Raw genomic sequence first — 17,614 nt, 5'->3', positions numbered from 1 at the left:
ATCAGTTAATTTTGTTGGCACGAGCATTCCTTCTAGCAGCACCTTTATTTACTGCTTTATTAACAGTATTATCCTCTTGATTATTGGTATTTTGAATCAATTTTGCTTGTTGTGGAATTGTAGGATTACGAAACAACTCAATTAAAGAAAAATTAACACCAAACTCTTTTTGTAATTTTTCGTGCAACAAGACTATTTTAATAGAATTTCCGCCTGCTTCAAAAATACTAACATGGTAAGGGATATTTTCCTTGTTTAAAACTTCACACCAAATACGGTAAATATCTAATTCGGTTTTATTCGTTAATTTTGGGATATCATTTGATACTATTTTTTTGGGCTTAAATTCTTTTAATTTTATCATATCCACTTTTCCATTTTCCATCAATGGTATAGCGGGGACAAAAACAATATCCCTGGGATTCATATAATCAGGAAGTTTACGTTTTAAAAAATCTTTAATTGTACCTTCATCCGTTTGCGCATGTAATTGCTCTATAGCAGAACCATTTTGTTCTATTCCATGGTTATTATTAGTTGCATACAACATATAGGTATTTTCTTCCTTTGGAGCATTGGTATCACTCATTACCAACTCCTCGACATTTACTGTATATCCATTATTATTAAGTAGGTTTGTAATAATATCTAGATTATTGTCCCCATCTACCTCAACAGCAAGATGCCGAATCATAGACCAATGTTCTGGTCGAATTCCTTCTAAAACCAAACATTCACTTTTCTCTACATCCAATTTTAATAAATCAATTGTTTGTATGTTTAGTTCATCTATAACATCAGAAACAGTAGTCAATTGGCAATCAACTTCTTCTGAGAAATACAACGATGACAAATATTGTTTAAACTCATCTGATAAACCATTTGGTCCGTCTATATTATCATAGAGCGATTGGGCTATTTTTTGTTTTTCTCCAGACAAATCATTTGTTCCTTCTTCTAAAACCTCTTTATCATGTTCTATATATTTTTCAATTGCATTTAATATTGTTTCCTTATCAGCAAACCTTCCTGACATACCTGCCATTTCTGGATAATAATAAAATGTTGCTCTTTCTTTTTTATTAGATACTCCATAGTTCATGACACGCCCTTTTATTTGGCGATGCTCAAAATTTTTCTTTAAAGCTGAAAAAATCTGTGGAATAGGTTCGAATGCAATAATGGTTGCGCTAGGTTGTCTTTGATTTACATCTATACTAAATGTGCCGATATTTGCTCCTATATCCAGAACTAAACCATTTTCGGGTATCGATATACCATGTTTAAAATAGATACCGTCCTCTATTATCTCTTGATATAACATTGCCAATTGCCTGTCAGATTGATGATATACAGTACTACCATCTGTAAAATGAAATGGTCTTGCTTGTTTTTCGACAGGAAGATCTTCATAATCTCCATAAACAATATCTTCTTTTACTACATATGCCGACAGGGATACCTCATGGTCTTTTACGATTGGTACTACTTTACAATCGTTTACACCAGAAACTTCAGAGATTGTTTTTTCTATATCTTCAAGTTCTACACGATAACCATTTACCTTGATTTGATTATCTTTTCTGCCAATGTACTCAAAAGTACCATTTGCAGTTAGTTTCATTAAATCACCTGTTTTATAAAATCTATTGTTACCATAATAAGAATGTTTTATGTCCTTAAAATTTTTATCAGTAAGTTCTGGATTATTATAGTACCCCTTTGCTACACCTAATCCCCCTATAAAAAGTTCTCCTACTACTCCTATTGGCACTTGTTGTTCATCCCCATTAAGCAGCAATAAATCTGTATTAATTATCGGGGTACCAATATTGATATCTTTACTATTAATCTCCCTCCAAGCAGACCAAACTGTTGTTTCGGTAGGACCATACATATTATATAGCTTACAATTAGAATTGATAATGGTACTTAGCCCTTTTATTACATCTTTATGTATTGCTTCTCCTCCTATAAACCAATGTTGAACCGATGATAATTCTTTATTTTGAGTCTGATTGTAAAGATCTACTACAAGTTTTGACTGAGACGGTGTCATTTGTACATGAGTAATCTTATGATCGTTAATCAGGTCTAATTCTGTTTTTTGATTATCTGTATTCAATACTCTATTAAGACTTATATATGAGCGGTATATATTTTTAGTTTCAACAATCTTTTTAAGTCCAGACAATACTTTTTCACTTTCCACTCCAAAATCTACCAAACATGCTACTTCTGTAACTCCAATATTTTGAATATTAAACAACATTTTCTGACAAGATTCAGGAGAGCCAAACAGTGTGTTTTCCTTACTAAATTTTTGATACGCCATCTCAATAAGCTCTTCACTCTGTGTGTTTACATCCAGTCCTAGCTCTTGAGCCATTGGCTCCATTAATTTTATAGAAGATCCTAAATACTCTTTAAAAGGCTTCTTGCTAATTCCTAAGGCAACATTCTCTGATGAATCGATATACGTATGAAGCATCAAGGAAACTTTCTTTTCTTCAACATTAAACCCGTTATCTATTAATGCTTTATGATAAACTTTAATATTCTCTTCTAACTTTTCTTGAGATTGCCCAAGCATATGGGTAAGAATATTTGCTCCAATCTCTCCTGCATATCTAAAGGTTTCTGGATTACCTGCAGCTGTAATCCATATTGGTAATTCTTTTTGAATCGGAATCGGTCGAATTTTAATCGTAAAATCTTTATCTGCTCCATTTTTTCTTACCACTGGTTCCCCTTTCCAAAGATCTTTTAGTTCCGAAACCCTGTCTCTCATTTCCTGATGACGATTATTATAATTCGAATTTGAAATAACAAAATCATTTGGATGCCACCCTGAAGCAATACTTATACCTACTCTTCCATTACTTAAATTATCTACTATCGACCATTCTTCTGCAATACTAATTGAATCATGTAAAGGCAAAACAACGCTACCTGCCCTAATACTTATATTTTGAGTTAAAACAGACAATGCTGAGCCTAATACAGAAGGACTTGCATATGCGCCTCCAAACTCTCCAAAATGACGTTCAGGTGTCCATATAGCCGTGAAATCGTTTTTATCTGCAAATTTTGCTGTTTCTAATAGCAGATCATACTTCTGATCATCATTTTTGTCTGCTCCAAAAAACATGACACTGAAATCAATTTCTTTAGTTAGGCTTAATCGATCTGGTGGTAGTAACTTAAATGGATTTGATTGTTGAAGTACTATAGTCTGTCCTCTTGAAATTGTCCAAATAAGTTCTAAAACAGAAATATCAAAATTTACACTAGTTTGTGCAAGCCATTTTTGTTTAGTTTTACTACCAAACGAAACATCTAATCCTTTTAAAAGGTTACTTAAATTTTTATGAGTTACTTCAATTCCTTTAGGTTTTCCTGTTGTACCTGATGTAAAAATGATGTATGCTACATCACTATCTTTATAATCTGATATTGTTTTTTTATTTTCTTTTTGAAATTTGAGCTGATCAAGATAGACGAAATCCTCATTAGATCCCTCTTTTAAATACAGTTCTCTTAATGGTTTTAACGTTACAATACATTTTAGTTGGGCATCATTTATAATTTGATTTCTTCTTTCTGAAGGATAAACGGGATCAAGAGGTATGTATACTGCCCCAACTCTAAAGCAAGCAAAAATTGCAGCTACCATTTCAGTATTTCGTAATAAACATATACCTACATTATCACCGTTTTGAACTCCTTGATTCAATAAAAACTGAGCAATCGAATCTACTTTTTCTCCTAATTGTTTATAACTATAAGAAACATCGTTACAAATAACGGCTGTTTGATTTGGTATATTTTTAATCTGATGATTAAATGATTCAACGGCACAATCACTATTACTGATTTCTACTACTTCTCCTTGTAAATGTTTGTAAATTTCATTTTCTTCCCTTTCATTGGTCATATTTACTTTAAAAATATTTTCGTCTAAATGATCTAATAAAGAGGTTAGTAATGTTTCGAAATGCTCAGCCATACGAATTATGGTATCTTCTTTAAATAGATCTGTATTGTATTCCCAAGACAGACAGAGCCCTTCAGGATTTTCTGTTATGTTTAAGCTAAGATCATATTTAGCGCTATTTCCTTTTCCATAATTAGCAGGTTCCATAACCACACCTGGCAAAGAAAATTTTCCTTGTTGATTATTCTGGAGTGTTAATAAAATTTGAAATAGCGGATTATGACTTAAATTCCTTTTTGCTTCTAAGGCTTCTACTAATTTTTCAAAAGGCATTTGTTGATGTTCATAAGCCTCTTCAAGCATTTTCTTACTTTGTCTTAGTAATTCTCTAAAACTAGGTTTTTGCGACAAATCGCTTCTTAAAACTAAAAGATTCATAAAAAAGCCAACTAAATCTGATGTTTCAGCTTTTTCTCGGTTTGCGATAGGGGTTCCTAATACTATATCTGTTTCATTACTATACCTTGCTAGCAAACTACTAAATGCAGCATGTATCCCCATAAACAAGGAGGCTGCCTCTAATTTGCATAAATCATATAAAGATTTAAGCACATTTTTATCTATATAAGAATTATAAGTATCTCCATTAAAACTTTGCATAATAGGCCTAGATTTATCTAATGGTAGACTGTGTAATACTGGTAAATCAGAAAGTTGATTTTTCCAATAATTTGTCTGCTCCTCTAATACCTTGCCTTTTAACCATTGTCTTTGCCAATATGCATAGTCAGAATATTGTATCTTTAATTCAGGTAAAGGGTTCGTCTCGCCATTAATATAACTAGTATATAAAGTATTAAATTCATTAACTAAAATTCCCATTGACCAACCATCAGATGCTATATGATGCATCGTAACAGTTAAAATATGTTCTTCTTGATTTAGTTTTAAGAGTCGGACACTCAGTAACAAATCTTTGGTTAGATCAAACACCCTACATGCTTCTTCTTCTATTTTTTGTATAATATTCGATTCATAATTCTCTAAAGATGTATCTAATTTTTCTGCAATAATATTGAAATCGGTTATGGTTTGAGTTTTTTGAATAGGCTCTCCTGACTGATCTACCAAAAAATAAGTGCGTAAACTTTCATGCCTTTGTAGAATAGTCAAAAAAGTTTTATCTAATGCTTTATAATCAACTTTACCTTTTAATTTAAAAGCAGAGTTTAAGTTATAATGATTACTCCCATTATTGATTTTATCCAATAACCATAAGCTTTGTTGAGAAAATGAAAGGGGCTTAGGAGTGCTTTTATTTACTTTCTGTACTACAGGAATTTCTTGTATTTGATTTTCAATTAAAGAAATAATATCTACTTTATTGTCTTTCAAAAACTTCTTATCCTTATCATTTAAAGATTTTAGATCTCCTTTTATCAATAACTTATCTTGAGAAACCTCAAAACGTATCCCTTCTAGGATTAATTCAGTTAATTTTTGCTTAATGCTTAGATTTCCCATATTTCTGAATTCTTGTCGGTTTTAATTTGTTCTGTTTGATTTCCTGATACTCCATTTTTAAATACTACCTCATCTTCTACTACCTTAGCTAACTCTTGTATATTTTGTGAGGCGAAGACACTTTTTATTTGTAGTTTAATCTCAAATACCTCATTTATTTCATATAGCATGCGAGTTATGTATAAAGAATGACCTCCCAATTCAAAAAAATTGTCTAGAATCCCTATAGAAGAAACCCCCAATACGTTTTCCCAAATCACTACTAATTCTTTTTCAATTTGAGTTTTTGGAGCTGTATATTTGGCTTTTACTAATGCTTCATCTGTTACACTTGGTAATTTCTTTTTATCGATCTTCCCATTTGAAGTAAGTGGAATATGATCCACCACTACTATATAAGAAGGTATCATATATTCTGGTAATTGCTGACCGAGTTGTTTCCGTAAAAGTTGTTTATCAACTTCGTCTGCAGCTGTAATGAATGCTACAATTGCTTTTTCATCTTTCCTATCCAAAACATCTATATAAGCTTGATGAATATTACTCTGAGATAAAAGAGCATTCCTTATTTCGGTGAGTTCTATTCTATATCCTCTAATTTTTACTTGATCATCGTTTCTACCCAAATAGGTTATAATTCCTTTATCATTTTTATACCCCAAATCTCCTGTTTTATATAAACGATCTTCTTTTTGAAATGGATTGACTATAAAACGTTCCTTGGTTAATTCTGGTAGTTTCACGTATCCTTTTGCTAAATTATCACCTCCTATATAAATCTCTCCAATAACTTTTTCTGGTACGGGTTGAAGACTTGCATCTAATATATATATAGTCGTATTCGCTATAGGTTTCCCTATAGGAACATATTTAATTATACCATTTTCTTCTACAGATAATGTATGACTAGTTACCACGTGTGTTTCTGAGGGCCCGTAGTGATTATGAAGTTTTACTTCTGAAGAACTTAACAAAAAACTTTCCAAAGCTTTGTCTATTGTAAGCTGTTCTCCAGATGAAATAATATGTTTTAATTGGTGCTTTTTATAAAACTCTTTATCTACATACTTAAAAAAATTTGATAATGCAGAAAAAGGGAAAGAAAGTACTTCTAGTTTATTTTCTACAATATACTGGGAGAGTTTTAAAAAATCAATTTTCATTGATTCAGGAGTAATATACAACGTTCCTCCGCTACTAAGCACAAACCAGCAATCCTGTAAAGACACATCAAAACTAAATGAAGTGTATTGTAAATGCTTTAATCCAGTCATTATATGAGCATCATACATATTCCATTGAATAAGATTACTTAGCATTTTATGAGTTTGAACTACTCCTTTAGGATTACCCGTAGACCCAGATGTGTAGATAATAAAAGCGGGATCATCTAATAAATTTATTATTGCCGGATTTTTAGAATCCCATTCAGAAAAATTAAAAGTATCTAAATGAGTAACTTTTGCAGAACCTATAAAAGATGTTTCGCATACATCAGTAGTCGAAATAACAGTCATTATTTCGGCATCGTTTATTATATATTGTTTGCGATCTTCTTGGTATTTTGCATCTATTGGAACATAACAAGCTCCCGATTTTATAACCCCCAACATTGTCATCACATTAAAATGTGAGCGTTCCAACAGTACGCCTACATTTTTTGTCGTTATTTTGGAGTGTTGCTTTTTTAAATAGAAAGCTATTTGATTTACAGATTCGTTTAATTCTTGGTATGTTAAGAATTTATTATTGTAGCAAACTGCAATCGCTTCAGGAGTTTTTTCTACTTGTTTTTCAAATAATGAAATTACCGTTTGAGATTGATATTTTTCAAGGTCTATTTCAGCGTTACATATTCCTTCTTTCGATAGATAATTAATAGTAGCTATTTTTTTTTCTGGTTCTAGCAGTAATAATTCGACCATTTTTTTGTAGTTCTCTATAAATTGTCTGATTATAGATTCTTCATACAAATCGCTATTATATTCTATCTTAAAAGAAATATTTGTCCCAACCTCTTCTATATAGAATAAAAGGTCAAATTTGCTGGTCGTATTTTTTTCTATTACAATTTTATTTATCTCTGCTTCCGTTATTTCATTTATTACTTCTGTCTTGTCATCTGGTAATACTACTAGCATTGTATCAAAAAGAGGGTTCCTAGAAGGATCTTTTTTTATTTTTAGATTTTTAACTATCTCTTCAAAAGGATATTGCTGGTTATTATATGCTTCTAAAACTGATTGTTTTACTTTGGCAAAAAAGCTGTGAAATGTATCTGTTTTTTCCAGTTTATTTCTTATTGCCAATGTATTGGTATAGAATCCTATTTGATTTTTCAAATCTGCATGTTCTCGGGCAGCAAATGGGCTACCAATAACTATATCATCGGTACCAGTATATCTACTAAGCATTATATAGAGCGTACTTAACATCACCATATATAAAGACCCTTCTTTTTGATGCTGATAAGTATGAATCAACTCTGCTTGCTTTTTTCCAAAATATGTTTTTAAGGTTTGCCCATTATACGTTTTGACAGGAAATCGTGTGCTTTTTAATGGAAATTCAAGCGCGGGTACTTCATCAGTAAATTGGTTTAACCAGTATTCTTTCTGTTTTATTAAAAACTCACCTTGCAAACTCTTCAAATACCAAGAAGTATAATCTTTATACTGAATTCTTAATTCTGGTAATTCTGGTTTTTTTTTAGTATTTAAACTTTGATATACCGAAAGGATTTCTTTTTTTAAGATAGGAAGAGACCATGCATCGCAAATAATATGATGAAGATTGCAAATGAAAATATATGACTGCTTTTTATATTGTAATACACTTACCCTTATTAAAGGTCCTTGCTCTAAATCGAAAGGAATGTTTGCCTGTGTTCTTATATATTCTTTGGCTAGATTTTCACCTTCAGGATTCTCACTAAAATCCTTATAATCAATTTTATAATCTAATTCCAGTTGTGACAATATATATTGTCTTAATTCTTTTTGGGTATCTAACTTAAATACAGTTCGTAATATTTCATGCCTATCAATAATGTATTGTATTGCTTTTTCTAAAATAGCAATATCATAATCGCCTTTCAAATACATTTCGAAAGGCATATTATATGCAACAGAAGCCTTTTCAGATTGGGATTCTAACCATATTCTAAGTTGTGCGTTGGATACAGGGTATGAATCTAAACTTTCTACTTTTGGAATTTCCTTATATATGTTTTTAATAGAAATTAATGACAAATAATCCATTACTTCTTGTTTTTGCGCTTTCAACTTTTCAAGAAGTCTCGTGTCAATTTTTTCTTTTAATGAGATAATTTCTAATTGGTTATCAACCAATTTTACAACCACCTCATTTTCTCTTAATTCTTTTATTAAAGAAGCTATATCCATTATTTTATATGATGATTTTTTGAGTTGATTGATCATAATCTACTTCTTGAAACCATTTGGCATTTTCAATACTAATCGCCAGATTTTGAATTGTAGGGTGTGTAAATAATTCTTGAATATTTATGGATACACCAAATTCTTTATGTATTATTGATAATATCTGAGTAGCTTTTAAGCTATGCCCACCTAATTCAAAAAAATCACTTGTAATCCCTATTTTTGATACCCCTAATACTTCTTCCCAGATAGTAACTAATTGTTTTTCTATATCATTTTCTGGTGCTAGGTAGTTTGTTATATTAATTTTAGTGACCTCTAATGCTAATAACTGATTTTTATCTATTTTACCATTGGGAGTTAATGGTATGGAATCTACAATCAAATAATGAGTAGGGATCATATAACCAGGAAGTTTTTTTGATAAGTAATGACGTACCTGTTTAATCTCTATGTCTTTTCCTGTAAGGTAAGCCACAACATATTTTTCTCCTAATAGTTCTTTTATCAGAACTACTGCATGATTTATACTACTTTCTTCTTGTAAAACATGCTCTATTTCTTCTAGTTCTATACGATAACCTCTTACTTTTACCTGATTATCCTTTCTGCCTAAAAACTCTATAGTACCATCTGGTAGCCATCTTGCTAAATCTCCTGTATCATAAATTCGTTCATTTTTCAAAAAAGGACTTTCTAAAAATTTTTCTGACGTTAACTTATCGTGATTTAGATAACCACTGGCCAATCCATCTCCAGAAACATAAAGTTTACCCGCAACTCCTATTGGTAATAATTGCATACATTCTCCCAAAATATAAGTTTGAGTATTTGTTATTGGTTTTCCTATCGGAATTGACCTATACGTCTTCGTATTTGATAATTTATAACATGTACTATATGTAGTGTCTTCCGATGGTCCATAAAGATTTCTAATCTCTGCATTATATGCTAAGAGCTTTTGAGCAATATCCACAGGAAAAGCCTCTCCTGCTAAATTAATTGCACTTACATTAGTTAAATCATACTCTTGGTCTAATACATTTCTAATACTAGATGGAACCGTGTTTAGTAATACCTTAGTATCTTTTTTTAAGTGCTTACCTATTTCTAATGCGCTATCAAGCAATTTTATTTTCTTACTTACAGATAGTGTATAAAATAATTCGAAAATAGAGAGATCAAAACAATGTGATGTCGAAGCATAAACTACATTGAAATCAGTATTTTTAAATTCCTCCTTTGCCCAATTAATTAAAGCAACGGCATTCTGATGTCTAATCATAACCCCTTTGGGACTCCCTGTAGTTCCTGAAGTGTAAATAACATATGCCAGATCGCCCGGTTTTATAGTACGATCTATGTTTTCTTTGGCGTATTTTTTTCGATTTTGTTGGAAATGGATTAACTCATCCTCATCAATTACTAATTTACAATTACTATCTTTTTCTATATAATTAATTCTGTCCTGAGGATAATTTATATCTATTGGAACATAAGCTGCTCCTAATTTGAGTACTGCTAATAAAGTAATTAACAATTTTTCACTCCTTGCTATCTTGACTCCAACAAAATCGTTTTCGGTTATGCCTGCTTTTTTTCTTAAGTAATGAGCTAACTGATTGGATTTTTCGTTAAGCATACTATATGTTAACAATTCACCTTCATACTCAATAGCAATATCATCTGGTGTCTTTACAACCTGTTCTTCAAATAAATCTACTATTGTCTTGTCTGTATCATAAACAATCTTTGTACTATTAAATTCTGATAAAATAATTTGTTTTTCATCTATTGTAAGTAATCCTATTGCTTTTAATGGTATGGAAGGTGAAGATAGTATCTGTAAAAAAACTTGTTCTAAATGTGAGAAAACACCTTCTACAAAAGGTTTTTCATAAATATCTGTATTATATGAAATACTTAATGATAGATTTTCTTCTTTCTCTATAAAAGCAAAAGACAAATCAAATTGAGAAGACTCCGAACCTAGATTAAACTCCTTTATAGCCAGTCCTTCTATCGATTTTTTATGCTGAAAACCAGATAATTGTTGTTGATTTTGCAACACTACCATTACATCAAACAATGGTGATCTAGAAGTGTCCCTATTTAAATTAAGTTGCTCTACAAGTAAATCAAAAGGATAATCCTGGTATGAGTATGCATCTAATAAATGTTGTTTTTCTTTCTGGAGTACATTCAAAAAGCTGTCCTTTTCATCAAATTGTGTTCGGATTGCTAATGTATTAAGATATAATCCTATCTGAGATTCTAAATCGGGATGTTCTCTACCCGCAATAGGTGTACCAACAATAATATCTTTTTGATTACTGTATCTATAAAGTAACGTTTTTACCCCAGACATCAAAGTCATAAATAATGTAGCTTGATGTATTTGTGAAAAATGTTTCAATCTCGACAAAACTTTTTCTGAGTAATTATAAGTCAACACATTACCTGAATACGTTTTTATCAACGGTCGTTTTTTAAAACTTGGCAACTCCAATACTGGTAATTCTCCTTGAAAAACATCTAACCAATATTCTTTTGACTCCTTTTGTGAACTTATAGTATTTGTTCTTGACAACCAAACTGCATAATCTTTAAACTGTATGGATAGATCTGGTAATTTCAAAACTTGCTCTGATTGTAACAACCTGTATCCCTCTAGAATTTCTGAAGTTAAAATCTCTATTGACCACCCATCACTTATAATATGATGCATCGATAAGAAAAATACATAATGATTATTTCCTCTTTTTAATAATGACGCTTTTAATAAAGGTGCTTTGGATAAATCGTAAGGAATATTTTGTTCTTCTTTTATATACTCCTCGATAGACTTATCTGGCGATATTGATTCAGAAAAATCTTTTATGGATAAGTTAAGATCCAAATCTACTGTAGGAACAATATACTGATGTAAAACGCCATTATCATTGTTTTTAAAACAGGTACGTAATATTTCATGACGATCAATCACATAGTTAAAAGCTCTGACAAAATGGTTAACATTAATACCCCCTTCTAAAGCCACTGCACCTGTTATATGATATGCTTGAGTACCTTCTTTAAATTGGCTTAAAAACCATAACCTTTGTTGTGAAGGCGTGGTAGGGTAAAAATCGGATTCTTCTGCACAATCTATAGATAAAAATTCTTGGTCTTTTAATGTGTTACATAATTTTTCTATAGTCGAATTATTATAGAATAAGGAATACGAAATATTCTTACCCATATTTTTATAGATACGATTAATAATTTGAGAAATCATTAAACTATGCCCTCCTAATTCAAAGAAATTATCTGTAACACCAATCTGTTCTAGATGTAAAACATCTTGCCATATCGATGCAATCTCTTTTTCTGTTGTTGTTCTGGGAGCTATATATTCATGTTTCAGGATATTCTCTCCTGTAGTCTCTGGTAAATTATTTTTATCAACTTTTCCATTTGGAGTTAATGGAATTGCATCTAATAGTACATAGTAATTTGGCAGCATATACCCTGGAAGATCTCTACTGAGCTTCACTTTTAATTCTTTCTTATCCAAATCTGATTCTGAAACAATATAGGCAACTAGCGCTAAACCTATCTCTTGTTTCTTAACCACAACTACAGCTTGACGTATTCCTGACTGTGATAATAAAACATTCTCGATCTCTCCTAACTCAATTCGATATCCTCTTATTTTTACCTGATCATCTATTCTCCCTACAAATTCGATTAATCCATCAAGTGTCCATCTTGCCAAATCACCCGTTCTATACAATCGTTTTCCAGGTTGAAAGGGGTGGGGAACAAATTTTCTTGTAGTTAAATCTTCTCTATTTAGATAGCCTCTTGCCAAACCATCACCTCCTAAATAAATTTCTCCTATTACTCCTATCGAAACTAGTCTGCGATTATTATCTAAAATATAACAAGTACTATTAGATATTCCTTTCCCAATAGGGATCGTTTGTATATTTTCAGGAATATTGTTTACAGGATAATAGGTAGAATATGTTGTATTTTCTGTTGGCCCATATACATGATGAAGTTTAACATTAGGATATAACTCCTTAAATCGTCTTACGTGTCTTACAGATACTTGTTCTCCTCCAAACAATACATATTTTAAACTTTTAATTGATTCTAATTCTGATTCAACAATAGTATTAAATAAAGCGGTTGTAATAAAAAAACTAGTTATACTTTGCTTTATCAATAAATCCTCAAATTCATTGAAATCTAAGAAGATATTTTTTGAAGATATAACCATAGTTGCTCCATGCAAAAGAGGCATGAAAACATCGAACGTAGAACCATCAAAAGAAAAACTGGATAGTCCTAAAACTTTATCCTCATCGTTAATTTTAATGTAATTAGTGTTTTTCACTAACCTTACTACGGGTTGATGCTCTATTAAAATTCCTTTAGGTTTTCCAGTTGATCCAGAAGTGTAAATCACATAGGCCAAATTATTTGGCTTAATACATACTTCATGAAGAATATTTGTGTTATTTTGTGCTTTATTAAAAGCTTCAAGCAAAGTTTTATCAATGGTTAACCTACAATCACAATCTTTTTCAACATATTCAATTCGTGATTGTGGGTAATCTGGATCTATTGGTACATATGCTCCTCCTGTTTTCAAAACCGCTAATAAAGCTATAACAGATAACTCACTACGATCTAATTTTATACCTATCAGATCTTCTGTTTCTATTTTATAATTAGATAATAAATAATTAGCCAAACGATTTGACTCTTCATCTAGTTTTTTATATGTAAGTTTTTTATCTTCAAAAATTAAAGCTACTGCATCTGGAGTTTTTTTTGCCTGATCTTTAAATAAATCAACTATGGTTTTATCTTTTGGATATTCTGCATCATTGCCATTAAAATTTACTAATATTTCTTGTTTTTCTTCAGTGGTTAATAAATCAATATCTTTTATTTGAATATTCGGAAAAACTAATACTTGTTTAAATATGTTTTCTAAATGAGAAAAGATAGATTCTATAAAAGATTCTTCATAAATATCTGTATTGTAACATATCTCTAATGCTAAATCTTCGTTTTTTTCAATAAAGGTAAAGGACAAATCAAACTGAGAAGTTTCTTGTTTTATTTTAAACTCCTCTATCGCAATACCTGTGAGTTCTTTTCTGTTTCTAAAACTAGATAATTGTTTTTGATTATGTAATACTATCATCACATCAAAAAGTGGTGATCTTGAAGTATTTCTTTTTAAATTAAGCTGATTTACTAGCTGATCAAAAGGATATTCCTGATAGGAATATCCTGCTAACAATTGTTGTTTTTCTTTTTTAAGTGCATCTAAAAAACTATCCAGTTCTGTTAATTGTGTTCGTATTGCTAATGTATTTAAATACAATCCTATTTGGGACTCTAAGTCTGGGTGTTCTCTACCAGCTATTGGTGTACCAATGATAATATCTTTTTGATTACTATATTTAGATAGTAAGATCTTTGTAGATGCCATCAAAGTCATAAATAATGTTGCTTGATTTTTTTGTGAAAAATCTTTTAATTGCAACAAAACTTCTTTTGAATATCGATAATTTAAAACTTTACCAGAATATGTTTTAATCAACGGGCGATTTATAAAACCTGGCAACTCTAAAACTGGAAGTTCTCCTTCAAAAACATTTAACCAATATTCTTTTGATTTCTTTTGCGAGCTTATCGTATTCGTCTCTGCTAACCAAACCGCATAATCCTTGAATTGTATTGGTAAGTCTGGTAATTTTAAAGCTTTCCCTAACTGCAACTGTCTATATCCTTGGATAACCTCTGAAGTAAAAATTTCTATTGACCAACCATCACTAATAATATGATGCATTGATAAGAAAAATACAAAACTGTTATTCCCCTTTTTTAAAAGTGAAGCTCTTAATAAAGGAGCTTTGCTCAAATCATATTTTTTAGTTTGTTCATCCTTTATATACTCTTCTATCGATTGATCGGATAATGGCAATTCTGAAAAATCCTTTACATACAAATTAAATTCCAGATTCGATGTCGGAACTATATATTGTTTTAAAGTTCCTTCTTCATTGTTTTTAAAATAAGTACGCAGTATTTCGTGCCGATCAATTATGTGTTTGAATGCTTTTTCAAAATCCCCTACATCTATGTTACCATCTAAAGTTACAGCACCTGTTATACAATATGCTTGACTACCTTCTTTAAATTGACTTAAAAACCACAATCTTTGTTGAGAAGGGGTTACTGGATAGTAATCTGATTCAGGTGCCTTATTTATAGATGAAAAATTCTGATTTTTTAATACATCTCGCAATTTTTTAATGGTAGGATCAGTGTAGAACACCTTGAAGGGAACACTTTTATCCATTTCCTTTTGGATACGATTAATGATTTGTGAAATCATCAAACTATGGCCTCCCAATTCAAAAAAGTGATCTTCAATACCAATATTGTCAATACCCAATACTTCTTCCCATATTCTTACCAATTCTTCCTCTTCTCTATCTCTTGGTACTACATAATCCTTTTTAACAGCATTAGTAAAAGTAATTTCTGGCAAAGCTTTTTTATTCACTTTTCCATTGGGAGTGAGTGGAACAGAATCTATCACAATAAAATAATTGGGAATCATATATGATGGCAGTTGCTTACTTAAATGAGTTCTTAATTGAGATGTATCGACAACACTATTTTCTACATAATAACCAATTAAAACATCTTCTTTCTTAACTGTTTTAATAGCCACAACAGCTTGCAAAATATCCTCAGAAAACGCTGATATAGAATTTTCTATTTCTCCTAATTCTATACGATACCCTCTCAATTTTACCTGATGATCTTTTCTCCCTAAGAATTCAATATTTCCATCTGGTAACCATCTTGCTAGATCCCCAGTATCATACATCCGTTCTCCTTGGCAATAAGGGTTTTCAATAAAACTTTCAGCCGTAAGTTCTGGACGATTCAAATAACCTTGTGCAACTCCAGTTCCAGAAACATATAATTTACCTATTGCTCCTGGCGGTAATAACTGCATATGTTCATCTAAAATATAAACTTGAGTATTTGTAATAGGCTTACCTATAGGAATTGATGTATATACTTTTGTAGTTGACAGTTTATAGCATGTACTGTAAGTAGTATCCTCAGATGGTCCATATAGATTTCTAACCTCAGCTTTTGTAGTTAAAAGCTTTTGCGCAATATCAACTGGAAAAGGCTCTCCCGCCAAATTCACAGCACTTACATTTGATAAATCATACCCTTCTTCTAATACGTTTCGAATACTTGAAGGAACCGTATTTAGTAATACCTGTGTATCATTTTCTAAATATTTACCTATTTCGAGTGCGTTATCTAGTAATTTTATTTTCTTCCCTACAGATAACGTATAAAATAACTCAAAAACAGAGAGATCAAAACAATGAGAAGTAGCAGCATATACTACCTCATGAATAGTGTTTTTAAATTCCTCCTTTGCCCAATTAATCAAAGCAACTGCATTCTGATGAGTAATCATTACTCCTTTAGGGTTTCCTGTAGTCCCTGAAGTATAAATGATGTATGCTAAATCGCTTGGTTTTAGGTCATATTGAATACTTTCTTTTGGATAATTTGCTTGAGCTTTTTCAAAGTTATTTAGTTCTTTCTCATCAATAACTAATTTGCAATCACTATCGTTTTCTATAAAAGCAATTCTTTCTTCTGGATAATTGACATCTATAGGTACATAAGTCGCTCCAGTTTTAAGAACTGCTAGTAATGAAATTAATAATTTTTCGCTCCTAGTCAGTTTTACACCAACAAAATCACCTGGGGATACTGCAGCATTTTCTAATAGATAATGAGCTAATTGATTAGATTGATCATTAAGTTCGGCATAAGTTAATTGTTTCCCTTCATACTCGATAGCAATATTATTTGGAATATTGGCAACTTGTGATTGAAAGAATGAAATAATTGTATCAGATAAAAAATCGGAATTTTCTGAAGTATTCAAAGCTGATAGAAGCTTTCCTTTTTCTTCTATGGATACGATTTCGATTTGAGAAGTCTGCTTTCCTATGATTTCTTCTAATTCTTTAACCCAAATACTAAATCTATTTAGGAAATGACTTGCAAGCTCCTTCTTTACAAAATTTTCTGAAAAAAGTATAGAAATTCTAATATCCTTATTTTCTTGCTTAGTCACGTTCAATGAAAATGAAGAAGAATAATTTTTAATCCCATTATAAGAAAATCCGTAAGGCGTATGTTTTCTAAATTCTTTTTCTTGAAACATATCTAAATCATAATCTTTATGCTTGTATACATCCTGAACTTCCTCCTTAACTTCTTGAAGAAACTGTTTAAATACTTTATTGTTTATAGAAGAAAAACTATATAATAATGAAATATCTTCACTAGGGATCAAATCATTTGAGAAGATCATATCACATTCCCCAAAATAACGTTGTAAAAGCGCGTTGAAAATGGTTAAAAAAATTGTGAATTCGGCAATATGATTATCTGAGGTTAGTTTATAAAAATAGGATAAACTTTCATTTTTAATTAAAATACTATTTGTTGATGAATTGGAAATCATCAAAGTATTTTTAGAGAAATTTTTTATTTTTTTGCGCCAATAATTAGCAATTATTTTCTTTTGTATCATATTATTATTTTTTCACCGATCCCTAAAATCTACTAACACAAATATTAAATCATCCATCCTCATTATTGATAAGACAAAAATTAAAATGGATAAGGACTA

3 protein-coding genes are annotated in these 17,614 nt (G+C 30.8%); all 3 read right to left on the bottom strand.

Features of this window, described 5'->3' with window-relative positions; translation table 11 throughout:
- Position 1: 1 nt before the first annotated feature.
- The 3 genes from ACE939_RS15690 to ACE939_RS15680 are packed head-to-tail and all read right to left on the bottom strand — an operon-like array spanning position 2 to position 17,515.
- Positions 2-5,461 (bottom strand): MupA/Atu3671 family FMN-dependent luciferase-like monooxygenase, encoded by a 5,460-nt coding sequence (locus tag ACE939_RS15690; protein WP_378186677.1) that lies wholly within the window; start codon positions 5,459-5,461, stop codon positions 2-4.
- Positions 5,449-8,901 carry an amino acid adenylation domain-containing protein gene (locus ACE939_RS15685; protein WP_378186675.1) on the bottom strand — a complete coding sequence of 1,151 codons (3,453 nt, stop codon included), beginning with the start codon at positions 8,899-8,901 and terminating at the stop codon, positions 5,449-5,451. Before ACE939_RS15685 ends, ACE939_RS15690 begins: the two co-directional genes overlap by 13 nt.
- Positions 8,870-17,515 carry an amino acid adenylation domain-containing protein gene (locus ACE939_RS15680; RefSeq protein WP_378186673.1) on the bottom strand — a complete coding sequence of 2,882 codons (8,646 nt, stop codon included), beginning with the start codon at positions 17,513-17,515 and terminating at the stop codon, positions 8,870-8,872. Before ACE939_RS15680 ends, ACE939_RS15685 begins: the two co-directional genes overlap by 32 nt.
- Positions 17,516-17,614: the final 99 nt, after the last annotated feature.

Origin of the sequence: Aquimarina rhodophyticola (genome assembly GCF_042434915.1) — a bacterium.
Classification (GTDB): Bacteria; Bacteroidota; Bacteroidia; order Flavobacteriales; family Flavobacteriaceae; genus Aquimarina.
Note: the sequence above shows the minus strand (reverse complement) of the source record. Positions and strands in the feature narration are given on the sequence as shown.

Bases quoted from the DNA above. Each gene is read 5' to 3' on its own strand.
- ACE939_RS15680 (WP_378186673.1), bottom strand. From the start codon at position 17,515: ATGATACAAAAGAAAATAATTGCTAATTATTGGCGCAAAAAAATAAAA.
- ACE939_RS15685 (WP_378186675.1), bottom strand. From the start codon at position 8,901: ATGATCAATCAACTCAAAAAATCATCATATAAAATAATGGATATAGCT.
- ACE939_RS15690 (WP_378186677.1), bottom strand. From the start codon at position 5,461: ATGGGAAATCTAAGCATTAAGCAAAAATTAACTGAATTAATCCTAGAA.